The organism is Yoonia ponticola (assembly GCF_014199395.1).
In the GTDB taxonomy this organism is placed as follows: Bacteria; Pseudomonadota; Alphaproteobacteria; order Rhodobacterales; family Rhodobacteraceae; genus Yoonia; species Yoonia ponticola.
In genome coordinates this window covers 70,024-95,629 of sequence record NZ_JACIJM010000006.1, presented here as the reverse complement: position 1 = coordinate 95,629, position 25,606 = coordinate 70,024, and the positions used below count along the sequence as shown (strand labels likewise).

26 protein-coding genes are annotated in these 25,606 nt (G+C 56.0%); 11 read left to right on the top strand and 15 right to left on the bottom strand.

All coding sequences use genetic code 11. The features are described 5' to 3' along the window. Positions 1–86: 86 nt before the first annotated feature. Positions 87–1,907 (top strand): M3 family oligoendopeptidase, encoded by a 1,821-nt coding sequence (locus FHS72_RS11745; protein ID WP_183529320.1) that lies wholly within the window; start codon positions 87–89, stop codon positions 1,905–1,907. A gap of 56 nt (positions 1,908–1,963) precedes the next feature. Here the strand turns inward: FHS72_RS11745 and FHS72_RS11740 are convergent, their stop codons facing one another. The 3 genes from FHS72_RS11740 to FHS72_RS11730 all read right to left on the bottom strand — a co-directional run bounded on the left by FHS72_RS11740 (position 1,964) and on the right by FHS72_RS11730 (position 5,148). Then, entirely contained in the window at positions 1,964–2,929 is a 966-nt protein-coding gene (locus FHS72_RS11740) for a Gfo/Idh/MocA family protein (protein WP_183529318.1), read from the bottom strand. A gap of 113 nt (positions 2,930–3,042) precedes the next feature. Beyond that, a complete protein-coding gene (gene rpoH, locus FHS72_RS11735; protein WP_183529316.1) occupies positions 3,043–3,939 on the bottom strand; it encodes an RNA polymerase sigma factor RpoH in 897 nt (298 codons plus the stop codon). Positions 3,940–4,116: 177 nt separating this feature from the next. Further along, a complete protein-coding gene (locus FHS72_RS11730; protein WP_183529314.1) occupies positions 4,117–5,148 on the bottom strand; it encodes an RluA family pseudouridine synthase in 1,032 nt (343 codons plus the stop codon). On the opposite strand from FHS72_RS11730, the gene FHS72_RS11725 reads away from it, so the two are divergent. Further along, positions 5,147–5,443 (top strand): DUF6476 family protein, encoded by a 297-nt coding sequence (locus tag FHS72_RS11725; protein ID WP_183529312.1) that lies wholly within the window; start codon positions 5,147–5,149, stop codon positions 5,441–5,443. The genes FHS72_RS11730 and FHS72_RS11725 overlap by 2 nt on opposite strands. Positions 5,444–5,487: 44 nt before the next feature. On the opposite strand, the gene FHS72_RS11720 is transcribed toward FHS72_RS11725, so the two are convergent. The 3 genes from FHS72_RS11720 to FHS72_RS11710 are packed head-to-tail and all read right to left on the bottom strand — an operon-like array spanning position 5,488 to position 8,518. Next, on the bottom strand, positions 5,488–6,501 hold the full coding sequence (locus FHS72_RS11720; RefSeq protein ID WP_183529310.1) for an ABC transporter substrate-binding protein: 1,014 nt from the start codon (positions 6,499–6,501) through the stop codon (positions 5,488–5,490). Beyond that, the gene (locus FHS72_RS11715) at positions 6,471–7,856 is read right to left on the bottom strand and encodes a sensor histidine kinase (protein ID WP_221235410.1); all 1,386 of its coding nucleotides are present in this window, start codon (positions 7,854–7,856) and stop codon (positions 6,471–6,473) included. The genes FHS72_RS11720 and FHS72_RS11715 overlap by 31 nt, the downstream gene beginning before the upstream one ends. Then, complete coding sequence (locus FHS72_RS11710) at positions 7,853–8,518, bottom strand: response regulator transcription factor (RefSeq protein WP_183529306.1); 666 nt, start codon at positions 8,516–8,518, stop codon at positions 7,853–7,855. Before FHS72_RS11710 ends, FHS72_RS11715 begins: the two co-directional genes overlap by 4 nt. A 154-nt stretch (positions 8,519–8,672) precedes the next feature. Between FHS72_RS11710 and FHS72_RS11705 the strand changes: the two genes are divergently transcribed. The 5 genes from FHS72_RS11705 to FHS72_RS11685 are packed head-to-tail and all read left to right on the top strand — an operon-like array spanning position 8,673 to position 13,211. Then, positions 8,673–9,635, top strand: coding sequence for a Bug family tripartite tricarboxylate transporter substrate binding protein (locus FHS72_RS11705; RefSeq protein WP_183529304.1), 963 nt, complete (start codon positions 8,673–8,675; stop codon positions 9,633–9,635). A gap of 1 nt (position 9,636) precedes the next feature. Next, positions 9,637–10,083: a tripartite tricarboxylate transporter TctB family protein gene (locus tag FHS72_RS11700; RefSeq protein ID WP_183529302.1), complete on the top strand. Its 447-nt coding sequence runs from the start codon at positions 9,637–9,639 to the stop codon at positions 10,081–10,083. Next, positions 10,083–11,588: a tripartite tricarboxylate transporter permease gene (locus FHS72_RS11695; RefSeq protein WP_183529300.1), complete on the top strand. Its 1,506-nt coding sequence runs from the start codon at positions 10,083–10,085 to the stop codon at positions 11,586–11,588. Before FHS72_RS11700 ends, FHS72_RS11695 begins: the two co-directional genes overlap by 1 nt. Next, on the top strand, positions 11,581–12,912 hold the full coding sequence (locus tag FHS72_RS11690) for an acyclic terpene utilization AtuA family protein (RefSeq protein WP_343042681.1): 1,332 nt from the start codon (positions 11,581–11,583) through the stop codon (positions 12,910–12,912). Before FHS72_RS11695 ends, FHS72_RS11690 begins: the two co-directional genes overlap by 8 nt. Further along, positions 12,909–13,211, top strand: coding sequence for a DUF4387 family protein (locus FHS72_RS11685; protein ID WP_183529298.1), 303 nt, complete (start codon positions 12,909–12,911; stop codon positions 13,209–13,211). The genes FHS72_RS11690 and FHS72_RS11685 overlap by 4 nt, the downstream gene beginning before the upstream one ends. A 34-nt stretch (positions 13,212–13,245) precedes the next feature. Here the strand turns inward: FHS72_RS11685 and FHS72_RS11680 are convergent, their stop codons facing one another. The 7 genes from FHS72_RS11680 to FHS72_RS11650 form a co-directional block, all read right to left on the bottom strand. Beyond that, on the bottom strand, positions 13,246–13,680 hold the full coding sequence (locus FHS72_RS11680) for a DUF6691 family protein (protein WP_183529296.1): 435 nt from the start codon (positions 13,678–13,680) through the stop codon (positions 13,246–13,248). Positions 13,681–13,683: 3 nt separating this feature from the next. Next, positions 13,684–14,121, bottom strand: a complete 438-nt coding sequence (locus FHS72_RS11675; protein WP_183529295.1) for a YeeE/YedE family protein — start codon at positions 14,119–14,121, stop codon at positions 13,684–13,686. Positions 14,122–14,262: 141 nt separating this feature from the next. Beyond that, positions 14,263–15,096: a metal ABC transporter permease gene (locus FHS72_RS11670; RefSeq protein WP_183529293.1), complete on the bottom strand. Its 834-nt coding sequence runs from the start codon at positions 15,094–15,096 to the stop codon at positions 14,263–14,265. Further along, complete coding sequence (locus tag FHS72_RS11665) at positions 15,096–15,959, bottom strand: metal ABC transporter permease (protein ID WP_183529291.1); 864 nt, start codon at positions 15,957–15,959, stop codon at positions 15,096–15,098. The genes FHS72_RS11670 and FHS72_RS11665 overlap by 1 nt, the downstream gene beginning before the upstream one ends. Next, positions 15,956–16,816, bottom strand: coding sequence for a manganese/iron ABC transporter ATP-binding protein (locus FHS72_RS11660; RefSeq protein WP_183529289.1), 861 nt, complete (start codon positions 16,814–16,816; stop codon positions 15,956–15,958). The genes FHS72_RS11665 and FHS72_RS11660 overlap by 4 nt, the downstream gene beginning before the upstream one ends. Next, a complete protein-coding gene (locus FHS72_RS11655; protein WP_183529574.1) occupies positions 16,806–17,690 on the bottom strand; it encodes a metal ABC transporter substrate-binding protein in 885 nt (294 codons plus the stop codon). Before FHS72_RS11655 ends, FHS72_RS11660 begins: the two co-directional genes overlap by 11 nt. 176 nt (positions 17,691–17,866) lie before the next feature. Further along, positions 17,867–18,382 carry a hypothetical protein gene (locus FHS72_RS11650; RefSeq protein WP_183529288.1) on the bottom strand — a complete coding sequence of 172 codons (516 nt, stop codon included), beginning with the start codon at positions 18,380–18,382 and terminating at the stop codon, positions 17,867–17,869. A gap of 98 nt (positions 18,383–18,480) precedes the next feature. Between FHS72_RS11650 and FHS72_RS11645 the strand changes: the two genes are divergently transcribed. Continuing rightward, positions 18,481–19,482 (top strand): hypothetical protein, encoded by a 1,002-nt coding sequence (locus tag FHS72_RS11645; protein ID WP_183529286.1) that lies wholly within the window; start codon positions 18,481–18,483, stop codon positions 19,480–19,482. Between the two features lie 82 nt (positions 19,483–19,564). Next, entirely contained in the window at positions 19,565–20,068 is a 504-nt protein-coding gene (locus FHS72_RS11640; RefSeq protein ID WP_183529284.1) for a DUF2239 family protein, read from the top strand. Here FHS72_RS11640 and FHS72_RS11635 read toward each other — a convergent pair. Then, a complete protein-coding gene (locus FHS72_RS11635) occupies positions 20,048–20,461 on the bottom strand; it encodes a VOC family protein (protein ID WP_183529282.1) in 414 nt (137 codons plus the stop codon). The genes FHS72_RS11640 and FHS72_RS11635 overlap by 21 nt on opposite strands. Before the next feature lie 87 nt (positions 20,462–20,548). Here FHS72_RS11635 and FHS72_RS11630 point away from each other — a divergent pair, with 87 nt between their 5' ends. Next, entirely contained in the window at positions 20,549–21,841 is a 1,293-nt protein-coding gene (locus FHS72_RS11630; RefSeq protein WP_183529280.1) for an O-acetylhomoserine aminocarboxypropyltransferase/cysteine synthase family protein, read from the top strand. A 33-nt stretch (positions 21,842–21,874) separates the two neighbouring features. On the opposite strand, the gene FHS72_RS11625 is transcribed toward FHS72_RS11630, so the two are convergent. Continuing rightward, a complete protein-coding gene (locus FHS72_RS11625) occupies positions 21,875–22,573 on the bottom strand; it encodes an SIMPL domain-containing protein (protein WP_183529278.1) in 699 nt (232 codons plus the stop codon). 170 nt (positions 22,574–22,743) lie between these two features. Between FHS72_RS11625 and FHS72_RS11620 the strand changes: the two genes are divergently transcribed. After that, entirely contained in the window at positions 22,744–25,515 is a 2,772-nt protein-coding gene (locus FHS72_RS11620) for a hypothetical protein (RefSeq protein WP_183529276.1), read from the top strand. Positions 25,516–25,606 lie beyond the last annotated feature (91 nt).

Below are 25,606 nucleotides of genomic sequence, written 5' to 3'. Positions count from 1 at the left end.
GTGATTACTCGCAAAAACCTGTCCAGCCTTTCATCATCTGTCACCAACGCCTATGTACGGTGAGACATTTGAGAAGAGGTTTTAAGATGCGTAGTCACCCGCAAGTCCACGACGCCAATCCCACAGGCGGCCACAACAAATTTGGCGACCTGCCAGAATGGGATCTCACTGACCTCTACCCTAGCCCCGATGGTCCCGAGATCAGCAAGGATATGGATTGGCTCGACACGGCCTGTGCCGATTTTGCCAATGATTACGAGGGTAAGCTGGACACGCTGAACGCCGACGACCTGCTAAACGCCGTTCAACGTTACGAGCAAATCGACATCATCGCCGGACGCATCATGTCCTACGCGGGCCTGCGCTATTACCAGATCACAACGGACAGCGATCGCGCCAAATTCATGGCGGATATGCAAGACAAAATCACAGCGTTTACCACGCCGCTCGTCTTTTATGGCTTGGAATTCAACCGTCTAGACGATGACCACCTTGACGGATTACTCGCCGCTAATACTGATCTCGCGCGTTACAAGCCTGTGTTCGACCGGATGCGTGCGATGAAGCCGCACCAATTGTCTGACGAACTTGAAAAATTCCTGCACGACCAATCCACCGTTGGTGCGGCGGCGTGGAATCGGTTGTTTGACGAAACGATGGCCGGACTCGAATTCGAGGTTAACGGCGAAACGCTGAACCTTGAGGCGACGCTAAACCTGCTCACCGAGCAGGACCGCAGCAAACGCGAGGCCGCGACCCATGCGCTGGCCGATGTTTTCCAAGAGAACATCAAGACGTTCGCGCGGGTCCACAATACGCTCGCCAAGGAAAAAGAAATCGAAGACCGCTGGCGGAAAATGCCATCCCCACAAGCGGGTCGTCACTTGGCGAACCATGTTGAGGCCGAGGTCGTCGAGGCCCTACGCGACGCCGTTGTCGCCGCCTACCCGCGCCTGTCGCACCGGTATTATGCGTTGAAAGCCAAATGGTTAGGCCTTGAACGGATGGAAACGTGGGACCGCAACGCTCCGCTGCCAATGGAAAGCGAACGCTCAATCGGCTGGGACGAAGCGCAGCAAACAGTCATGGACGCTTACGCAGATTTCGCGCCTGAAATGGCCGAGTTGGCAAGGCCGTTTTTCACCGACGGCTGGATCGACGCGCCCGTGAAACCCGGCAAAGCCCCCGGCGCATTTGCGCACCCCACCGTCACGACCGTCCACCCCTACGTGATGCTGAACTACCTTGGCAAACCACGCGATGTGATGACTTTGGCGCATGAATTGGGCCACGGCGTTCACCAAGTTTTGGCTGCTGGGCAAGGCGAACTCTTGTCATCCACGCCACTGACGCTCGCTGAAACGGCGTCGGTCTTTGGCGAGATGCTGACGTTCCGCAAATTGCTCGAAGGTGCGAAAACCAAGCAGGAACGCAAGGTTCTGCTCGCGGGTAAAGTCGAAGACATGATCAACACGGTCGTGCGACAAATCGCGTTCTACGATTTCGAATGCAAACTGCACGCCGCACGCGCCCAAGGTGAACTGACACCAGATGACATCAACGCGCTCTGGATGTCCGTCCAAGCACAATCGCTTGGCGAAGTCTTTGATTTCACACCCGGTTACGAGACTTTCTGGGCCTACATCCCGCACTTTGTGCATTCACCGTTCTACGTCTACGCCTATGCGTTCGGCGACGGCTTGGTTAACGCATTGTATGCGGTTTACGAAGAAGGCGATCCCGACTTCAAAGACAAATACTTCGATATGCTCAAAGCGGGCGGATCAAAGCATCACAAAGAACTGCTTGCGCCCTTCGGCCTCGACGCATCGGACCCTAAATTCTGGGACAAGGGTCTGTCGATGATCGAAGGTTTCATCGACGAACTTGAAGCGATGGAAGACTAACGCACTTAGGGCGGCGTCTAATCGCGCCGCCCTCGCCTTCATTTCGCCAAAACAACTCACTGCGCAGCGGCGTAAATCATATCCAACATCTCTTGCGTGCCGCGGCTCCACTCTAGCGGCACCGGATAAGACGTCTCACCACGCACAGCAGCGCAGAAACTTTCAACTTGCCGGACATATTGGCTTTCTTCTGGCCAGCGTTGCACCATCCGCGCCGCGCCGTTTTGATCGAGAACGAGCTCGGCAACATCAGCCTTATTTGCATTGAACGGGCAAGTCAGTCGCAGCACACCAGTTGTCCCGTGAAACGTCATCTGTTGATAATTCATCATCCGCATCGACACGACGGTCGAGAAACTACAGGTTTCAAAATCAGCCGCGACCTGCGCAAACACGTCCACACCGTGCTCGTATCGCAAATTCGACAATGTGATCGACTGCGGTTCCTGGCCGGATACCAGACGCGCAGCGCCAATCGGATACACACCAATGTCAGGTAGGGCGCCGCCGCCTTTCGCCGGATCGTGGCGGATATTGCTCAAATCTTCTGCATTATTATAGCTAAAAGTCCCGTCGATATGGACCAAATCGCCAATCGCACCGGATGCAACCAACTCTTTCGCGCGAGCGTATTGCGCGTGATGCGGGATCATAAAGGCTTCGGCTGCGACCAATCCTGACCGATCTCGCGCGGCGATCAGATCATCAAAATCGCTTGCTTTCAACGCGATAGGTTTTTCGCAAAGCACATGTTTACCCGTCTCAAGCGCCTTGATCGTCCATGGCACGTGTAAATGGTTGGGTAGTGGGATATAAATCGCGTCGATCTTCGGGTCCGCAAGCATCGCATCGTAATCGGTATAGACTGCGATATCCGGCGCGTAGGCCTGAAATCCAGCAGCTTTATCTGCGCTTGATGTTGCTAACGCTGCAAAATTTGCGCCTTTAGCCGCGTGAATAGCTGGTGCCATGTTGTCGCGCGCAAAGCTAGATGCGCCCAAGACGCCCCATTGAACTGTCATATATTTCTCCCAATTGGGAGAATGTTAGCGGCAACATCGCGACGTTGAAACCGCGAAACGCAAAAGCCGCCGCAGTTTCCCGCAGCGGCCTAACTTTTCAAGATGCCCGACGCTTACGCGGTCTCAAGCATCCCTTTTTCTTTCGCAAGTTTGTGCATTTCGGTCTGCAATTTCTCGAACGCACGGACTTCGATTTGGCGAATCCGTTCGCGGGACACGTCATATTTCCCGCTCAAGTCTTCCAACGTGATCGTTTCCTCGGCCAAACGGCGTTGCATCAGAATGTCCTTTTCGCGATCATTCAAAACGCCCATCGCTTCGGCCAGAATTTCGCGACGTGCACCCAGCTCGTCACTTTCTTCATAGTCCGAGGCGGTGTTCGCGCTTTCGTCCTCGAGCCAGTCCTGCCATTGCATCGTCCCTTCGCCTTCGGAACCGACGGTCGCATTCAACGACGCGTCGCCACCCGACATGCGGCGGTTCATGGACACAACTTCGGTTTCGGTCACACCAAGGTCATTGGCGATCCGTGCGACGTTTTCAGGGCGCAGATCGCCCTCTTCCAAGGCACCGATCCGGTTTTTGGCTTTGCGCAGGTTAAAGAACAGTTTCTTTTGAGCAGAAGTTGTCCCGAGCTTCACAAGCGACCATGACCGCAAGATATATTCCTGAATAGATGCCCTGATCCACCACATCGCATAGGTCGCCAAACGGAACCCTTTTTCCGGATCGAATCGTTTCACAGCCTGCATCAGGCCAACATTGGCTTCGGAAATCACCTCAGCTTGCGGCAGGCCGTAACCACGGTATCCCATCGCGATCTTCGCGGCCAAGCGCAGGTGCGACGTGACCATTTGGTGTGCGGCGTCAGTGTCTTCGTGATCAACCCAACGCTTGGCGAGCATATATTCCTGCTCCGGCTCAAGCATAGGAAACTTGCGGATTTCTTGCATATAACGGTTCAACCCCTGCTCTGGGGATGGCGCTGGCAGATTTGCGTAACTACTCATCTTCTGTACTCCCTACCCTTAACGGGCTCCCCGATGTTTACGGGGTTAACATGGATATGGGGGCATTAGATGGCCCTTTCAAGTGACCTACCCTCATTTGCTTACCAATATATGAATACCAAGACGCCCCGCGTGAAGAGGCAAATCCGTGCGCTCACGCACATGGGATTGATTGTTTCAGACCTGCCCGCCAAGAGCGCGCAAAAGTCCGGTCATATCGTCGGGCATCGGGGCCTCGAACTCCATCTCTTCTTTTGTCACCGGATGAACGAATCCCAGCGTGGCCGCATGAAGCGCCTGCCTGCGGAACCTTGCAACAGCATCAACACCCGCCTGCCCGACCGCTTTGGGTGACAGTTTGCGCCGCCCACCATACACTGGATCACCGATCAGCGAATGACCACAATGCGCCATATGCACGCGAATTTGGTGTGTGCGGCCTGTTTCAAGCCAACATTCCAACAGAGCCGCAACCGCAGGTGTTCCCAGCGATTGCACGATCCGCGCGCGTGTCACCGCATGGCGGCCCACATCAAACGACACCGCTTGGCGTTGGCGATCTGTCTTGTGACGGCCCAGAAATGTTTGCACCCGCAAGATGTTACTCGCCTCAAACGACGCGCCCTTGATCCCGCGCAGACGCGGATCATTCGACGAGGGCTCGCCATAGCAAATCGCCAGATAGCGCCGCTCGACCGAGTGGTCGGCAAATTGTTTCGCCAAGCCGTGGTGCGCACGATCCGATTTTGCGGCGACCAACAGGCCAGAGGTTTCCTTGTCGATCCGATGCACAATACCGGGCCGTTTCATGCCGCCCACACCGCTAAGCGTCTCGCCGCAATGATGGATCAGCGCATTCACAAGCGTCCCACCCGGTGTGCCCGGTGCCGGATGCACAACCATGCCGACGGGTTTATTCACGACAATCAGATCGTCATCCTCGTAGACCACATCCAGCGGGATATCTTCGGCGCCAATATGGCTTTCCTCTGCAACCTCAACGGCCACCGTAATTTCCGCATCCTCTGCCACGCGAAACCGCGGATCGACGACAACAACGCCGTCGACCTTTACCGCCCCATCCGCAATCAACTTTGCCAAGCGGGACCGCGACAGCGACGCGCCCTCTGGCACATCGCGGGCCAACGCCTTATCAAGACGCGGCGGCGGATTGTCCGCAATGGAGAACTGTACGATGGTCGCAGACATGGATGACATTCCCGAGGCGCTTCCGCCACATCTGACCTACCTGAAACGGTTGGTCACGGTGCTGACGGTTGTGATGATTGCGGGCTTCATACTGATGATCACCACGCTTGTCATCCGCTTGAATCGCGACCCGCTGCCATTGCCCGAACGGATCACCCTACCCGAAGGGACCAGCGCCTATTCTTTTACCCAAGGCCAAGACTGGTTTGGCGTGGTGACAACCGACAATCAAATCCTCGTCTATGACCGCGCCACCAACGCGCTGATCCAGAAGATTGATGTCACCGTCCCCTAGTTTCTTTGACTTCTTCAAAATCCCCGCCGGAGGCTCCCGCAGTTTCAATCTTGCACGACGGCAGCGGTCCACTCGTTCAGAAACTGCTGCCGCATCAACGGGTCCATAAACACCAACAACCCCGGATCTAGTCTGATTGGCCGCAGATGTGGCCCCGCCGCCAGCGCCGCCTCATTAATCCGCGGCATCCCGGTCTCATTCTCGACCAGTTGCTGGCCTTCTGCGGACAATAGGAAATCCAAGAACGTAGCACCCAAATCCGCCCGTTCTGCCGTGCGCGGGATCAGGGCCGTGCGCAATAGTACATGCGTGAAATCCAACGCTTCGATCATCACCGCGTCCCCGCCGCTCAGGCGTTGCGATGCGTAAGACCCTAACACGTTGTATGCCAAAGCTAATTCACCGGACTGCACCTCTGAAATCATGCTTCCACTTGTGGTGAATAATTTCGGATTTAGTCCGCCCACAACCTCGGCCAAGCGCCAACTTGTGTCCGATTGCCGCGCATCTTGCGTCGCAAACAGGTAGCCAGCGCCGGATATCATCGGATCGTAAGTCCCGATACGCCCGACAAAGCGGGCAGGATCATCGCGCAACACATCGATCAATTCGGCGCGGGTGCGTGGTGGTTTGCCGTCGAACGCGGCCTTTGAGGCAATGATCACAACCGGTTCCTGTGAAAACGCAAACAGCTGATCGCGCCACCGCGCCCAATCTGGCAGCGCTGCAGTTTCGGTCGATGCATGCGGAACGGCGAAACCGTCATTTGCCAATTTCAGTTGCAAATCCATCGCCGAAGAAATCGCGAGATCAAACGCCGCATCCTCTTGAAGCGCTGCAAAAACCTGCTGGCTTGTGGCGACAGTGTACCGCAGCGTGACGCCCGGATTGGACGCCTGAAACGCTGCGATCAAAGGGGCGAAAACTTCGGTGTCGGTGGTTGAAAGGATCGACAATTCCGCCTCGCCGCCTTCAAAAACAGCTTCTTCTTCAATTTCGTATGCGCCAGCAATGGAGGCCCAAAGAGTTAAGCCAGCGGCAATAATAATATGGCGCATGTGCCACCTCCCTGTCGTTCTTTGATGTCAAAGCTGCCGCCAATCGCACGCGTCACGTCACGTACAATCGTCAGCCCAAGACCTGATCCAACCACATCACCCACGTTTTCGCCGCGTTTAAATCGCGCCACTAATTGCACGCTATTGCCATCGCCGATTCCACGTCCGCGATCGAGAACCTGCAACTTTGCGAATGTCCCATCGGTCGAAAGTTGAACATCGACGATACTGTCTGCGTAGGAATATTTCACAGCGTTATCAATCAGGTTACGCAATGCGCTTTCGATCAAGAGCCGATCAAACTGTAGTGCAATCACCTCGTCCGGCGCGTCGACACGCAGTGCAATATCGCGCATATCGGCAGTTGGCGAAAAGCTGTCCACGACGTCCAAAACCAACGGCCCAAGCGCCACCAATTCGTCGGCCCGTTGATCGGCGCGGTACACAACAGTCGCGTGATCCAGCAACTGCCCCGCAGACCGCGCGCTATCGTCCACCGCCCGAATGATATTGCGCAGCGTCGCCCGTAGCGCGTCATCGTCGGTCTGGCGCATCGCGATTTCGGCCTGCACGCGGACCGTGGCAAGCGGCGTCCGGACATGATGTGCGGCTTCGGTGATAAAGGTTTCCGTGCGGGTCAACGCGCCGCGCAGTCGTGCGATAAATCCGTTCAACGCTTGCATCAATGGCGCGAGCTCTGTCGGTACGGCCCTGTCCACGGGGCGCAAATCTTGCGGTCCGCGTCGCCCCATGGCCTCTGCCAGACGGTTCAGCGGTGTCAGGACTGAACGCGCGGTAAATATGGATAAAATTGCTGCAAACGCAAAGAACCCAAGCCCCAAGGTCGCCGCTTGGTTCGCCATTTGCCGCGAGATTGCGTCTTGGGCGGTGCGGGTTTGGGCTACCAAAACCGTCACGATCTGCGACCTGCCGTCGACCAGTACAGACCGCGACACGGCCCCAGTCCGCACGACGTCGCCGTCATATTGTTGCGAGAAAAACGTGGGCTTCAAACCGCTCAACGGCGCATCTGGCAGAGGTAAATCCGCGTAGCCAGTCACCGTCTCGGCGCCGACCAAGATGCGATAAAATACGCGGTCTTGGCCTGTCGCCCCCAACATCGAAAACGCCGCGTAAGGGATGTCGATGGTTAATCCATCCTCGCCGCCGCGCAATTCTTCGGCGATAGCGACGGTTGCAGCACCCAAAATGGCGTCCTGCGTTGTTTCTACCGCCGTATTCGCGACTGTTCTGACCGACACAAACAGCAATCCGGCCAAGACGGCGGCCACCACCAACAGAATCACAACAAGTCGCCTGCGAATCGATCCGGCAGGACTAAAGACGGTCATCATGTTTCGGTTAACCGATATCCGACACCGCGCACGGTCTCGATTTTAGCCCGCGATCCTTCCAGTTTTTTGCGCAAACGACCAACGTAAACCTCGATCGCGTTGTCGGTCACCGCCTCTGCCGCTGATAGCAATCTGTCGCACAACTGACCTTTAGAAAAGATGCGATCTGGGGCTGCGACGAGCACCTCAAACAGGCGTAATTCCCGGTTGCGCAACTCTCTGACTTGCCCATCGATTGTGACGGTGGCTGCAAGTGGATCGAACGTTAGGTCCGCGTAGGTTAACGCGGTTTGTGCAGCACCACCACGACGCCGCAAAACTGCGCGAACTCTGGCCTCTAACTCTGTAAAATCAAACGGTTTTGTCACATAGTCATCCGCACCCGTATCCAGCAATGCAACCCTGTCTGCCACCGCTGATCGAGCAGTCATCACGATCACCGGCGTGTCGCGTTTTGCCCGCCTATGTGACGCCAAAAAATCGCGGCCATCGCCGTCGGGCAGCATGATATCCAGCAAGATCAAATCATAGCTCGCAGTCGCCAAATGATCCTCTGCATCGCCCAACGACACGGCCCAATCCACGGCATGACCGTCCAGCGACAACCGCGTTTGCACGGATTGCCCCAAATCATGGTTATCTTCGACCAGCAGAAATCGCATTACACCGCCTATTTTCATAAAATGCACATTTTATGTGCGCCTGTCAGGTTGCTGTCAGGTTGGGACCAAAATGTCGGCCCACGCAAGGGGGGAGCTTGACGTGACGATACGATTACGCCCTCTCTTGTCGTGTGAATACTGGGAGGAATATCACATGAAAAAGACGCTTCTTGGCGCAATCGCCACCAGCGCGCTCTTCGCCTTTTCTGGCACGGCTGCCTATGCGACCGAATGCATCGCGCCCGCAAACCCTGGTGGTGGCTGGGATTTTACATGCCGTCAGATCAGCAAAATTCTGTTTGATATCGGTGAGGTAGACGCGCCTGTTCAAGTCACAAACATGGCTGGCGCTGGCGGGGGACTTGCGTTTTCAACAGTTGTGAACGAGCGCAGTGACGACAACGATCTGATTATTGCGGCGTCGTCTGCGACGACGACCCGCCTTGCGCAGAACGCTTATGGCGGCGCGACTGCTGATCAAGTCCGATTCGTTGGTGCAATTGCGGCTGACCCCGGCGTGATCGTTGTGGCTGCTGACAGCCCTTACGAGACACTGAACGATCTTGTTGACGCGATCAAAGCCGATCCCGGTTCGGTCGCATTCGCAGGTGGTTCTGCGGTTGGTGGCTTTGATCACCTCAAGCCGTTGCAAGTTCTCAAAGCCGCTGGTTTTGACGAAATCACAGCTGTGAAATACATCGGTGTTGACGGTGGCGCGGATGCGATCACCCAAACAGTTGGTGGCTTTACCCAAGCCATGACTGGCGACATGTCCGAGATCGTAGGCTTTCTGGATGCTGGTGAAATCCGCATTCTGGCGACGCTAACCGAAGAACGTGTGCCGGGCTTTGATATCCCGACTGCTATCGAGCAAGGCATTGATGTTGTTGCTGTAAACTGGCGCGGTCTCTACGTTCCAAAAGACATCTCTGACGAGGAATTCGAAGCATGGGGAGCAAAACTTCAGGCGGTTGCGGATTCCGCTGAGTGGCAGCAAGTCATGGCTGACAACGGCCTCGCGCCGTTCACCAAAGTCGGTGGCGATTTTCAATCTTGGGTCGATGATGTTGTCGCCCAGACAGAAGAGCTGTCGCGCGAAATTGGTGTGATCCAGTAAAATGAGCCATTTGTCAGACCGCATTTTTGGTCTGGCCGTGATTCTGGTGGCGCTCGTGTATATCGCGAGCGCCATGCAGATTCAGGTCAGTTTCCTGTCCGATCCCGTAGGGTCCAAAGCATTCCCGATTGGCGTCGCATCTGTCGCGATTATCTGCGCGGTTGTGATGATCCTGCGTCCCGATGAAGAACCCGAATGGCCCGAATTATGGACCGTTTTTTCGATCATTATCTCTATTGTTCTGCTCATCGGATATTCCTACGCACTCAAGCCGCTTGGCTTTATCATTCCGACTGCGATTGTGGCCAGTGCGCTGTCGTATCAGATTACCCCCAAACCAAAGTTCGCAGTCCTTTCGGGACTTGGCTTGAGCCTCGGTTTGTTCGTTTTGTTCAAGTTTATCCTTGATCTTGGCCTTATTGGCTTCCCGAAGGGATGGTTTGTATAATGGATATCCTCGCAAATTTATCACTTGGGTTCGGCATCGCGCTGTCGCCCTACACCCTTATGCTCGCTGTTATCGGCTGTTTCATCGGTACGATCGTCGGCGCCCTGCCCGGTCTTGGGCCGTCGAATGGCGTGGCGATTATGATCCCGCTGACGTTCTCTTTGGGCCTTGATGCGGTTGCGGCTTTGGTGCTGCTGACCTCAATCTATTATGGCGCAATGTACGGCGGTCGGATTTCGTCGATCTTGTTGAACATTCCGGGTGACGAACCTGCTTTGATGACCACGCTCGACGGCTACCCGATGGCCAAAGCAGGCCGCGCAGGCGATGCGCTGGTGATCTCTGGCTTTGCGTCGTTCATCGGTGCATTCCTCGCGACAATCGGCTTGATGGTTCTGGCACCGCTGTTGTCCCGCGTCGCATACCAATTCGGCCCAGCCGAATATTTCGCGCTCTACCTGCTCGCCTTTTCCACGCTCGGCGGCATTTCGTCCAATAACCAAGCCAAAGCGGCGCTTGCGTCTTGCATCGGCCTGATGATTGCGATGATCGGTCTTGATCCGAACTCTGGCCTACCGCGCATGACAGGCGGGAATTTGCACCTATATGACGGCGTCGATTTCCTTGTCGCCATCGTCGGTCTGTTCGCCGTATCCGAGATCTTCTTTTTCATTGAAAGCCACGGCAAGTCATCCGCTGTGGGCATCAAAGTCGACAAAGTCACCGTCCCATGGGCCGAGATTTGGTCAACGCGCTGGACCATGTTACGGTCCTCAGCACTTGGCTTTTTCGCAGGTGTATTGCCGGGCGCGGGCGCATCGCTGGGCAGCTTCATGACCTATATGATGGAGAAATCCATCGCGGGTGAAAAAGGCGGGTTCGGCACAGGGGTCGCCAAAGGCGTCGCCGCACCAGAGGCGGGCAACAATGCAGCCGCTGGCGGTGCGCTGGTTCCTATGCTCACGTTAGGCGTGCCGGGATCAGGGACAACCGCCGTGTTGTTGGCCGTTCTCGTGACGTTAAACATCACCCCCGGGCCGATGCTGTTTACCGAACGACCAGAAGTCGTCTGGGGCCTGATCGCGTCCTTGCTCATCGCCAACTTTGTGTTGCTGGCAATGAACGTCCCGATGGTCAAAATCTTCGTCAAAATCCTCAGCGTGCCGCCTGCCCTGCTCTTGCCCGGCGTCACAATGGTTAGCTTTGTTGGCATTTATTCGTTAACAGGCAGTTACTTTGACTTACTTCTTGTCGTCGCATTCGGCGTGCTAGGTTATGTTCTGCGCAAGCTCGACATTCCCACGGTACCCGTCATCCTCGGCATCCTTTTGGGCCACCAAATGGAGAAACAGCTGCGTGACGCCATGGTCTTATCGGACGGCGAATGGCAGTACTTGTTCTCATCCGGCATCTCAACCGGTCTCATCATCGCATCCATCTTAGGGTTCCTCGCACCGATCTTCTTGCGTCGTATCCTCACAAAACCACAGGCTGTCAGTGACTAAAATTCTCATACCATCCGGCGCATTGGGCCTTGGCTACGACGCCGAAGCCCTCGCACGCGGCGTCGCCCTGAAACCGGACCTGATCGCCATTGACGGCGGTTCCACCGACTCGGGTCCGTCCTATTTAGGGCGCGGCGTGTCAAAATACGCCCGCGAATCCACAAAATCAGAATGGGCGGGCATGATGCGCGCCGCCCATGAGGCTGGCTGCCCATTGGTTATCGGCACAGCAGGCACCTGCGGCACCGACAGCATGGTCGATTGGCTGCTCGACATCACACGCGAGGTGCTGGCCGAAGACAATCGCACCGCGAAAATCGCGACGCTGAAATCTAGCCAAGACCCTTCTGTTATCGCCCAAACTCAGATCAGCCCATTGTCCGGCGCGCCCAGCGTATCGGCTGAAACGATCAAGTCCTGCGAGAACATTGTAGCACTAGCCGGTGCCGAACAAATCGCTGCCGCATTGGCGACCGGGGCCGACATCGTCATCGCAGGACGCACGACCGACACGGCCATTATCGCAGCGGTTCCCTTGCGAAACGGCGACCATACTGGTGGCGCGTGGCACGGGGCCAAAATTGGGGAGTGTGGTGCGCTTTGTGCAACTAATCCGCAGTCCGGTGTCATCATGATCGACTTTGATGCGGATGGTTTCACGATCACGCCGCTGGCTGACGGGGCTTATGCCACGCCGCATACCGTGTCCGCGCATATGCTTTACGAGAACTCGGATCCATTCATTTTGTATGAACCCGGCGGATATTTAGACGTAACAGCAGCGACTTACGTGGCGCTTGATGATCGCTCTGTGCGGGTCACAGGATCGATTTGGCACCAATCAGACAGCTACACAGTGAAGCTTGAAGGCGCGCGTATCGCGGGTTTCCAAACCATCAGCATCGTCACCATCCGTGACGCGCACTATGTTCGAAATGTGCAAGCATGGTGCGACGACATCATCGCCAAACACGCGGCCAAAGTGCAGGATCGGATCGGCGATATCGATTTTACATGCGAGTTGCGGGTCATCGGGCAGGACAGCACATTGGGTGCTCTTGAGACGCGCCAATCCACGCTGATCGAAGTCGGTGTCATGGCGATTATCACAGCCGATACGCAGAAAAACGCGAACACAATCGCTAAGCTGTTGAACCCTTATCTACTGCATCACCCGCTGACCAAGGGCGAAGAACAGCCTACTTTTGCCTTCCCGTTTTCGCCTGCTGAAATCGATCGCGGTGCCGCTTATGCGTTCACGTTGCATCACACAATGACGTTGGATGATCCGATGCAAGCCTTCCGCCTAGAGGTCCACACATGAGCACCGTCGCAGACATTGTCGTCAAGGTTCGCAGTAAAAACGCTGGGCCATTTTGGTTAACTATCGATATCTTTTGCGGCAACGCCGAGGCATTCCAGCAGGTCACGCAAAGCCTGTCGACGGATCGTGTTGCAGCGGCGCTGCACGCGGATGTTGCAGCGGTCAAACGCTTTGATATCGACACGTTGAACGTGGTGAAATTCAGCCTACCCCGGCCAGTGATCCAAGGCGATATCGCAGACCGAGACATGCACGGCGCGGGCTGGGCGCCACTGGTCGCCGAGCTGTCATTGAACTAAAAATGGGGCGCCAATGTCGGGCGCCCCAATTCCATTAGGCCGTTGCACCCTTAGCGGCGATCCGATTTTGCACGATCTTTGCAGTAGCAATCCCAGCTAGCAATGCGCCAACGAAAACAAATACTTCCGTGCGACCTGTCCCAAGTGCAGGCAGGGCACCGCCGGGGCAAAACCCTGCAATCCCCCAACCAATACCAAACACTGCGGCCCCGCCTAGTAGCTTTGCATCCAAATCACGTCGCGTTGGCAGGTGGAACACATTGCCTAAAAGCGGAGCCTGCTTTTTCAACACATATTTGTAGCCAAAGAACGTAACAATCAACGCGCCGCCCATCACGAACGCAAGGCTTGGGTCCCAAATGCCTGCAAAGTCGAAAAAATTGGTGACTTTCGCAGGGTTCGCCATGCCCGAGATCGAAATCCCGACGCCAAAGACCAAACCGATCAGATAACTTCCGATAAGACGCATAACTTATCCCCCGATCACGTGACGGATGACGAAAACGGTGATCGCCGTGGTCACCATGAACGTCGCCGTCGCCGCGATTGACCGAGACGACAACCGCGCCATACCGCAGACGCCGTGACCAGACGTGCAACCGCCACCGAACGTCACGCCTATCCCCACGATAAACCCGCCGACAGCCAACATCGGCATCGCCACAGGGACCTCGACAGCAGGCATTTGACCAGTAATCGCGAGCACCACAATCGGCCCCGACATCATGCCTAACAGCACCGCCGCACGCCATACCCAGTCGGCCCAACCCGACGGACTAATGAAGCCAGCGAGAATACCCGTGGCCCCCATAATCCGCCCCATAAAGCCCATCAGCATCACAGCGGCAGCGCCGATCAGCAGCCCACCTGCGAGCGATTGCAGCGGGGTAAACGTCGTCTCAATTAACATGCACGGCCTCTATATTTAGTTAATGCGTGGCGAAGATAGTGATTACGATGCGCTGCACTTACCTCCGCCTTTCGTCACAAATGACCTAATCGCCGCCGATCCACGGTGACTATGTCACCAAAATTGGATCGATTGTGCAATTCACCCAACGGATTTCGATGTTTTACGGACAACATGCAGCCGGTAAGCGAACGCCAATATGAAAATGGCAGTCAGGATTAACACAATCGTAGCAGCTGGTGCGCTATCGAGGTAAAAACTAGCATACGTCCCACTAAACATGGCGAACAGGCAGACCGCGACCGACACGACCAACATCCGACCGAAACTACGCACGACCAAAAACGCAATCGCGCCCGGTGTGATCAGCAATGCAACGGCAAGGATTAAACCTGTCGCTGACAGCGTCGCAACAATCGACAACGACAAAGCAACCAACAAACCGTAGTGCAAGAAGTTAACAGCGAGGCCGCTCGCCTTGGCCTGCGCAGGGTCAAACGCGTGTAATTCAAGGTCTTTCCATTTTGCGATCAGGAACAAGCAGACCCCGATAGCAATCGTCCCTGCGGTCCACAAATCGGCAGTTCCGATCCCCAACATGTTGCCAAACAGGATATGATCCAGATGCTCGTTCGTCGTGATCGACGTGTATAAAATGATCCCAAAACCGAACATCCCGGAAAAAACGACGCCCATCACGGTGTCCTGTTTCACACGGCTATTTTCGGCCAGAAATCCGGTTAACAACGCGCAGGACATGCCTGCCACGAATGCGCCAACGATCAACGGCAATCCCGCAATCCACGCGAGAACCACCCCCGGTAACACTGCATGACTGACCGCGTCGCCCATCAGTGCCCAGCCTTTCATGACGAGAAAACACGACAATAGCGCGGTCGGTGGGGCGATCAATAACGTGATCCAAAACGCGTTATGCATAAACGGAAACTGAAACGGCAGCAGCCAATATTCCATCAGACAGGCCCTCTTTTCAGTGCGGCTGCGGCCTTTCTACGGCCTGCTAACATCCCGTGTTTCGGTGCAAAAATGAACGCAACGAGAAAAATCACCGTCTGCAAGCACACGATCACGCCGCCCGTCGCACCGTCGAGGAAAAAGCTGATATACGCGCCGACAAAGCTGGTTAACGTCCCAATCGCCACCGACACCATGATCAAACGCGGGAACCGGTCGCAGAGCAAATAGGCGGTCGCGCCCGGGGTAACGACCATCGCAATCACCAAGAACGCGCCCACGGTCATCATCGCGGCGACAATCGCGGCGGACAACAGAATGAAGAACATCGCTTTCAATAAATCGGGTCGCAACCCGATGGATCGCGCATGGTTTTCGTCAAAAAACGTGACCATGAGGTCTTTCCACTTCAGCAGCAGAATTGCCAAACAGACGAAACCTATTACCGCTAATTGCAGCGTATCACCCGGCGTAATCGCCAAAATATTACCCATGATAATTGTCTGAATATTAACAGCGACAGGGTTCAGCGAGATCATAAAAAGGCCAAGCCCAAAGAACGACGTAAAGATAATCCCGATAATCACGTCGATTTTCAGGCCCGATCTGCCCGATAAAAACAGCATCGCGGCGGCCGCCAAACCGCCCGAAATGAAGGCGCCCAAAGCAAACGGCAAGCCCAACATATATGCGCCAGCGACCCCCGGCACGACAGAATGGCTAAGCGCATCACCGATCAGCGACCAGCCTTTCAGCATCAAATAAGAAGACAAAAATGCACATACGCCGCCGACTAAGGCAGAAACCCACATAGCGTTAAACATATAACCGTAGGTGAATGGCTGCATCAAAACGTCAATCATGTGCCGCCGCTACCCGATGGACGTTCGCCATAATGCACGAATGGTCGCTCATCATCGGTGATGATGCTCACCTCGCGCCGATCGTCATCGTCATGTAAGTCAGAGCCGCCTAGCGTGAAGTGTCGCAGCACCCCGCCAAAGGCCATTTCAAGGTTCCCACGTGTAAAAATCTTCTCGGTCGGGCCATGCGCGAGCACCGTCCCTTTAACCAAGATCGTGCGGTCGCAAAATTCCGGCACTGACCCAAGGTTGTGCGTCGAGACTAACATCACCCGCCCCTCTTCGCGTAGTTCACGCAAAAGCGCGACGATCTGGTCCTCGGTTTTCACATCAACGCCCGTGAAAGGCTCGTCGAGCAGAATAACTTGGCCGTCTTGCGCCAATGACCGCGCAAGGAAAACGCGTTTACGCTGTCCACCGGACAACTCGCCAATCTGACGATGGCGGAAATCCAACATATTGACGCGACGCAATGCTTCATCGACGGCCGCACGATCCTTTGCTTTGGGTATACGCAGGAAACCCATGTGACCATAACGGCCCATCATCACCACGTCTTCGACCAGCACCGGGAACGCCCAATCGACTTCTTCGGACTGCGGGACATAGGCGATCAGATTTTCGCGCAGCGCTTCTTTGACCGTCATGCCGAGCAGTTTGATCTCGCCCTTGGCCGCTGGCACAAATCCCATAATCGCCTTGAATAACGTAGACTTACCAGCGCCATTTACCCCTACCAATGCGGTGATCGTTCCACGCGGAATTTCAAAACTCGCGTTGTGCAATGCGGTGTGACCATTGCGATAGGTCACCGTCACGTCGCGGGCAAAAATGCCGCTAGCCGGATCATTCTGCATAAGCGGTTAACCCTGTTACGATTGTCTCGGACGTCACGCGCAGCAGGTCTAGATAGGTTGGCACTGGCCCACCTTCAGCGCTGAGGCTATCTACATATAGTACCCCGCCGAACGTCGATCCTGTCTCGCGTGCCACCTGTTCTGCGGGCGACGTGTTCACCGTACTTTCGCAAAACACGACGGGAATATCGTTCTCGCGCACACCATCAATCACACTGCGCACCTGTTGCGGCGTGCCGATCGCGTCCGCGTTCATCGGCCATAGGTACAGTTCTTTCATCCCAAAGTCGCGCGCCAGATAGCTGAACGCACCTTCGCAGGTCACGAGCCAGCGATCATCTTCGGGTATCTGCGCAATTTCTTCGCGCAGCGGGGCGATTGTTGCCTCAAGTTCTGCGCGGTAATTTTCAGCGTTCGCGGCATAGATCGACGCATTGTCAGGATCGTATTCCGTCAAAGCGGCTTCAATATTCGCGATGTAGATCAATGCATTATCTAGCCCCATCCACGCATGTGGATTTGCTTTACCCTCGTAGGACCCTGCCGAAATCGAAATCGGATCAATCCCATCGGTCAATGTTACCGACGGTTTTTCGCCTAGGTTCGCGAGAAATTGTTCGAACCACAATTCAAGGTTCAACCCGTTCCACATGATAAGGTCAGCGTCGATTGCACGCACCAAATCTTGCGGCGTTGGCTCGTAGCCGTGAATTTCTGCGCCCGGTTTTGTGATCGACACAACGTCCGCCGCGTCGCCCGCGACGTTCTGCGCCATGTCGGCCAGAACGGTAAATGTAGTGACGACTTTTAATCGGTCCGCATGCGCCCCTGTCCCAATCGTCGCGGCTAGGGTTAGTCCAGTCAGAAATCTCATCGACACTTTGTTCGCCTTATATCCGAGTTTGGTTGCGGCAGATCTATCGCAAATGAGAAGCATTCGCAACTAGCGGATTGAAAATTAGTTTTCCACGCGTCACATGTCCGCAGCACGGGCCTGTTAACCATGCTAAAAACACTCGTCACACACTAAAGAAAAGGTAACTCGTTCGCTTAAGGGATCAATATCTCGGATCGATTAAATTGCGCAAAATCCGTGGTGCCGTCGTCGAAAACAACTTCGACATACACAGTTTCAACCGAATCAAGCGGCAATGTCGCGTAAATCGGATAGTTAATCACATCCGTCAGGCTGTTCGGTTGGGCCGTTTCGTCGTGACACGGCTCCATCCCGACAACTGTCTCGGCGGGCGCACCATTCACACCGTAAGAGATATCCCAAAGCCCACAGCGCCACGCCAGCAAATGCGAGAAATACAACAGGTCTTGCCCTTCGTAGGCGCGCACCGCGACCCAGTTGCCTTTAGTCATGCCAAGGATCGGTTTGACCTCAACCGCCGTTGTAAACTTGCCCGTCGGGATCTGCGGTTCAGGATCGCCCATCACGGCAAGGTCGCCGGACCCCTCCACAACCGGAGGTAGCAACGCTGATCCAAGGTCCTCGACCGGCGCATGCGGCTCGATCCCAATCGCAAGCCCGATCACGTAGGGCAACAGAAGATCAAACATCAAACCACCTCGTTCGTTTTTTTGACCCCATCAACGGGGTGTTGTCGCTGCATTTTCTGCGCTAAGAAGATGCGTAGTTGCAGCAGTGTAGGTTTATTATGGCGCAGACATCCGCATCAAACCAGCCATTCAATATTATGGTTGTAGGGCAATCAGGCCGGTTAGAATACGAGGCCCTGCTATTTGTAGCGTCGCTTCGGGCGATGACCCCTAATTTCCCCGGCAAAGTGATCGTCGTCGAACCTCTGCCCGGTGATAAATGGGACCATGATCCGCGGATCAGCGCGGGTGTTCGTGCGATGCTTGAAGACCTCGGTGCAGAGGTGCGCGGCTTTGAAAACCATCATTTCGGCCAGTCTTACCCCTACGGTAACAAGATCGAAGGGCTGCAGGCGATGCCCGCAGGCGAACCGTTTGTTTTCTTCGATACAGACACGCTGATCACAGGTGATTTGACCGCTGTGCCGTTCGATTTTGACCGTCCGGCAGCGTCGATGAAACGCGAAGGCACATGGCCACAAGAAGAATTATACTGGGACGGCTACACCGCGATTTGGAAGTCTCTTTACGATAAATTTGGGTTAGAATTCGAAAGCACGCTCGATTTGTCGCAACCCGACGAATACTGGCAGCGCTACATGTATTTTAACGCGGGCTGGTTCTTTGGCGCGGACGCAAAAGCGTTTGGTGATCGGTTCCTCGAATATGCACTTGCCGTGCGTGATGACGGACCAAAAGAGATTGAAGTTCAATCACTTGATCCATGGCTCGATCAAGTTGTGCTGCCGCTTGTCATTCATTCATTTGGCGGCGGGCGACCCGGTCCAGAGCTTGCAGGGCTCGACGGCGACACCACCTGCCATTACCGCCTTTTGCCGCTGTTTTACGCCCGCGAAAGCGACCATGCTGTCGAAGTCATGGAAGCCGTCGCAGCCCCAAACAAAATCAAAAAACTGCTTAAACAATATGAGCCCTACAAGCGGATGGTCTACCAGCAACGCGGCCACAAAGTGCGGGCAATGTTCGACAGAGACAACCTGCCCCGCAAGGAACAACAGATCCGCAACAAGATCAAATCGGCGGGTTTTTGGGTACGCTAACCGCAATAGATCTATATTTACACCCGTATATTATTGACTAAATTTAATACGGGTATTAATGGTCATTTTAAGGAGACTTGGAATGACCACTTATACTGCATTTGAAAACCACACGCTTGTCGCCCAAGGTGACATGAACGCGATGATCAGCGCACAACGCGAGGCGTTACCGCGCGGCGTGAACCTTTTGATCTACGACGATTCCACTGGAAAAGTGCGCGACGTTGACTTGCGCGATGCGCCGCCACCCAGCCGTGGCAGGCCAAAAATGGGGGTCAAAGCGCGCGAAATCACCCTCTTGCCCCGCCATTGGGACTGGTTGAGCGGGCAAAAAGGCGGCTCGTCTGCCGTTTTGCGCAGACTTGTTGACGCAGAAATCAGCAAGGCAGCGGGCGCGCGTCACGACAATGAACGCCAGACCACGACCTATGCTTTTATGTCCTCAATCGGCGGGGATTTACCCGATTTCGAAGAGGCGTCGCGCAGGCTTTTCGCCAACGACTGGATGGGGTTTGCGACGATCATCGCACCTTGGCCCGCCGACGTGCGCAACTATGCGTTGCACCTAGCTCGCGAACAAACCTGACGCCTCGGCAAAGCCTTTGACCTCAATCGGGTTGCCCGATGGGTCGCGGAAAAACATCGTCCATTGCTCTCCTGGCTCGCCTTTGTAACGGACCGAGGGGGCAATGATGAAGTCGGTTTGGCGCTCTTCAAGACGTCCCGCCAACACGTTCCAGTCGTCCAGTGGCAGCACGATACCAAAGTGCGGCATCGGCACCATATGCTCGCCCACTTTACCAGTCGGCGCATTTGCGAACGGCTCGCCCAGATGTAGCGACAACTGGTGCCCGAAGAAATCGAAGTCCACCCAAGTGTCCGTCGAACGCCCTTCGGTCGCCCCCAATGCGCCAGAATAGAATTCCCGCGCCTCGTCTAGATCTAGAACATGAAAAGCGAGGTGAAACGGATGGGGCATAATTTAGTCCTTCTTTACTGCGTGCCGTTGCGAAACCATACATTTCGCGTTTAGGTGAGCGCAACATTGATATAGGGGGAGAATTCCATGACTGACAGTCCAACTTACGGCTTTGACACACTTCAAATCCACGCAGGCGCACGGCCCGATCCGGCCACTGGTGCGCGCCAAGTGCCGATTTACCAAACAACGGCTTATGTTTTCCGTGACGCCGATCACGCAGCGGCGCTCTTTAACCTGCAAGAAGTCGGATACATCTACTCACGCCTAACGAACCCGACGATCGCAGCATTACAAGAACGCATCGCGACACTTGAAGGCGGCGCAGGCGGCGTATGCTGTTCATCGGGTCACGCGGCGCAATTGATGGCGCTGTTCCCGCTAATGGGTCCGGGCTTGAATATCGTGGCGTCATCGCGTCTTTACGGCGGGACGATCACCCAATTCAGCCAGACGATCAAACGTTTCGGCTGGTCCGCGACATTCGTCGACATGGACGATCACGAAGCGGTTGCTGCGGCCATCGACGACAACACCCGTGCGATTTTCTGCGAAACGATCGCGAACCCCGGCGGCCATATCACGGACATCCGCGCGATTGCCGACGTGGCTGACGCGGCGGGCATTCCGTTGATCGTGGACAACACCACCGCCACGCCATACCTCTGCCGCCCGATCGAACTTGGTGCGACCTTGGTTGTGCATTCCACCACAAAATACCTGACGGGCAACGGCACCGTCATGGGTGGCTGCGTTGTTGATTCTGGTAAATTCGACTGGACCGCAAACGACAAATTCCCATCGTTGTCCCAGCCAGAGCCAGCCTACCACGGCCTGACTTTCGCGGAAACTTTTGGCCCGCTGGCCTTCACGTTCCACGGCATTGCGATTGGTCTGCGTGACCTTGGCATGACGATGAACCCACAGGCGGCGCATTACACGCTTTGCGGTATCGAAACGCTGTCTCTGCGCATGGAACGGCATGTCGAAAACGCGATGAAAATCTCGGCTTGGTTGGAAAATGATCCACGCGTCGATTACGTGACTTACGCGGGTCTTCCGTCTTCGCCGTATCAGCACCTCGTTGAAAAAGTTTGCCCACGTGGCGCCGGTGCATTGTTCACAATCGCAGTCAAAGGCGGCTACGATTCCTGCGTTAAGCTTGTGGATTCATTGGAAATCTTCAGCCACGTCGCCAACTTGGGCGATGCACGGTCTTTGATTATTCACTCGGCATCGACGACCCACCGCCAGTTGTCACCAGAGCAACAAGAAGCGGCAGGTGCCGGTCCAAATATCGTGCGTTTGTCCATCGGGATCGAAGACGCAAACGACCTGATCGCCGACTTGGATCAGGCACTGGCCAAAGCCACCGCCTAACCCTTTTGCCAGCCCTGCTATGCGTGGGGCTGGCTATTCGATTTCGGTGATGATGCTCACGCGCGCCGACACCGACAGGCTTCCGCCCTCAACAGGTAGGCTGCGGCCCATCGCTGCCATATCGAACATCTGTTGTGGCCGATCCACTGAGCCTGCTGTCTCGGAAATGGTTAAAATATCCCCAGCCTTCACCTGTGCTGCCTCGGTATACAGCGCAGTTTTCGCAATCGCATCCTGCACAGCGGCAATGCGTGCCTGCTCTAACGCCTCTGAAGGGTCGGCGATATCAAACTCGAAACCTCTGATTTGATTGGCCCCGCGCGTGACCAAAACGTCGACGATATCGCCCGCTTGATCCAGATCGCGCACTACAACAGTCAAAGATGATGCCGCCGTGTAGCCGATCACAACCTGCTCTGCGTTCAGGTTTTCGCGGTTTTGCCCGTAGCGTTCGCCCAACGTCAGTTGCGACGTCTGGATATCAATCGGTGCGATCCCGTTTTCGCCCAGAACGTCAGCAACTTGATTTAATGTATCACTCATAATCCGAAACGCATCGGCGGCCTCGGTTTCGTGGACCGTCACGCCAGCCGTAATGCGTAAAATGTCCGGTTTCACCGCGACAGACCCCTCGCCGGTCATCGTGATCGTGCGAGTTTCATCGGCATTTGCCTGACCAGACAAACCGACCGCAAACACCAGTGCAGCAACAGTTAAAATAATATGACGCATCGCATTTCCTATCTCATTCAAGGTTAACTCTACACCTTTGACGTATGTGATAGGGTATTCCTTGGTCGTCGCTAGGCCCTGCCCTTGGATTTGGCGGATTTTCGCGTTAGGGGACGGACGTGGGAAAAAGGACCTTCCCGCTTGTGTGGCCAACCTGATAAGATTTTCATATGACGCCAAATTTCGCTCTTTCGCTTTCGTTCGATGGAATACGCCTGCTGCATCGGGTGAAAGAGGGTTGGGCCCTTGCTGGAGAGGTGTTCTTGGACACCCCTGATCTGGGTGCCGCCATGAAATCCCTGCGCGACACCGCGAATAAACTGGAACCGGACGGCCTGCGGACAAAATTGCTGCTGCCAAACGACCAAATCAAATACATCGAAATCGATTCGACGCGCACCTCGCTTGACGATATTCACGCTGCGATTGATGGCGCGACGGCCGTGCCGCTGGGTGATCTTGTCATCGATTTTGAACGCACGGGTGGACGTACACAGATCGCCGCTGTTGCCCGCCAAACCCTTGAAGAATCAGAAAGTTTTGCCAAGGAACACGGCTTTGCGCCGATGACCTTCGTCGCCGTGGCAGAGCCGCTGACGTTCAGCACCGAAGTGTTCTTTGGCCCGACAAAGCACGCCCGCACAGTCCTCGGCGCGGACGTCGAAATCACGCGAGACGACAGCCCAGCCGTGGTCACGCCCGTACATGTGTTGCCCGGTTTCTTGACCGCGTCAGCCCCCGACCCAACGCCCGTTATGGACGACATTCAGGTCGAAGAATCGGACGTTGACGCACCAGAAACAGCGGACGACGCAGCGGATGAGCCGGAAACCGTAAAAGACGAGACCGATGATGTGGAGGTCACTGAGACTGCAGCAGAGGACGAGCCCGAATTGGTTTTCCGACGGGATCGCATCCCTACGCCACCTGCCGACAGCGACGCAGACGCCAAGCCTGACGCGCCCGTTGAGAAACCAGAGCAAAGCAAGTCAGCGCCGACCGAAGACGAGCCTGTTTTCGCCAGCCGCAGTCGCGGCGTCGAAATCACGAGCGTCCGCAGGGTGCCCGATCCGGACCCGTCCGACACAGAGGAACCAGGCGTCACAGAACCCGCCGACGACAGCCCTATCGGGTTTTTCACACGCATCGCATCGACTGAACCCGACGCCACCACGCCTCCAAAACCGCTGACGACCACGCCGCCCGAACAGGCCGCTGCGCCAGCAATTGTGCCCGTGAAGACGTCGCCAGTGGATGACAAACCAGAGCGCGCAAACCCGCTCGCTCCGCTTTTCGCGTGGTACAAACAACGCAAAGCACAGCCAAAACCCGAGGTCTCAAAGGCCGATTTGGCGATCATTGGCGCAAATGGTAAAAAGTCCGCGTCAGCCGTCGGCGGCAAACCAAAGCACCTCGGCTTAATCATGACGGCGGTGCTTTTGGCCGTCATGTTGATCGCGGCACTCTGGGCCAGCAGCCGCACCGAAGGCGGCATCGCGGGTCTTTTCCGCACACAAGCCGTGGCCGACGCCACGCTTGTCGACCCCGTCGATATTAGCGCCCCGATCATCGTCGACGCGGCCGCAGCTGACACTGACACGACGTCCATCACCGCCGATCCCCCCGGCACGGTCCTTAGCCCCGCCGACGCCGCGCGTATTTATGCAGCGACCGGCGTTTGGCAACGTGCGCCGCGTTTGCCTGATGGTACGGACGCCGAAAACCTCGACGGCCTGATTAGCATCGCGACCTTGCCCGCGATCCCGACCAATCCGCAGCCCGAAGGCCCCGATTTGATCGTCGCGGCCCCTGACCGCACGATCCTCGCGCCGCCGAATCCGATATCCCCGAACCGCCCTGTTCAACGTGACGCGCGCGGCTTTATCCTTGCGCCGCCGAACGGTACGATTTTGCCGACGGGTGTGTGGATTTACGGGCGCAAGCCTGCGATCACACCGCCGACACGTCCCACAGACGAAGTTGTCCCCGCTGCAGCAGTCCCTGCCGAAGATGCGGAAACACCTGTTGAGGATGACGCGGCTGAGACCACAGATGAGACGATTGACGTCCTTGAAACCCCAGAAACCACACCCGCCGATGCGACTGACGTCGATGCAGCTGCACCGGTTGAGACCACCGAAGACGACACAATCGTCATCGCTGGTGCGCCGTCGTTGACGCCACCCTTACGGCCCGGTTCCGCGGCACCCGATAGCACGGTTGCGGACGGCGACCTGCTCGGCAACAATCCGGAACTTGCATCTTTTCGCCCGTCGACCCGCCCAGATGGGCTCGTTCCAGCCCCGCCGCCTGAACCCTTCGCGGATCCGGACCTTGCCGGCCTGCGCCCATCCGTGCGCCCAGCCGATCTAGATACTCCAACCGAAGAAGAAGTCGCCGAAGACGAGCCCGAAGTTGAAGAGGTCGTGCCACTCACGCCCGATATCAGCTCGATTGTGGCGTCCATCGCCGCCGCCGCACCGCCGAGCCAGATCGTGGCCCCAACGCGCAGCGCCATTGTCGCATCCCCTCGCCCTGGTTCGCGCCCGCGCAACTTTAGCCAAGTTGTAAGCTCTGCACAGACGCTCGCCGCACGGCAGCAATCACGTAATGCCGCAGCATCAACCGCTGCCGCAGCAGTGCCCGCAACCCCAGCCGCCCCCGTAGCGACAGCCCCCGCGCGCGCATCTGGGCCAACCGCCGCAAGCGTCGCCCAAGCGGCCACATTGTCCAACGCGATCAACCTGCGCAACATGAACCTCGTCGGCGTTTACGGACGTCCCGGCAATCGCCGCGCCTTGATCCGTCTCAGCAACGGTCGCTTCGTTAAGGTCGGCGTCGGCAGCAGTTTGGACGGCGGACAAGTCACCGCAATCGGCGATAGCGCATTGAATTTCGTCAAACGCGGCCAGACATATGCGCTGCAAATGCCATCAGGTTAACCAAGACCGTCATACCCTTAATGCTCGCAAACGATGACAGAACGCAGTTATTCCGTCATAAAACGTGAACGCACGTCAGGTACAAAAGACC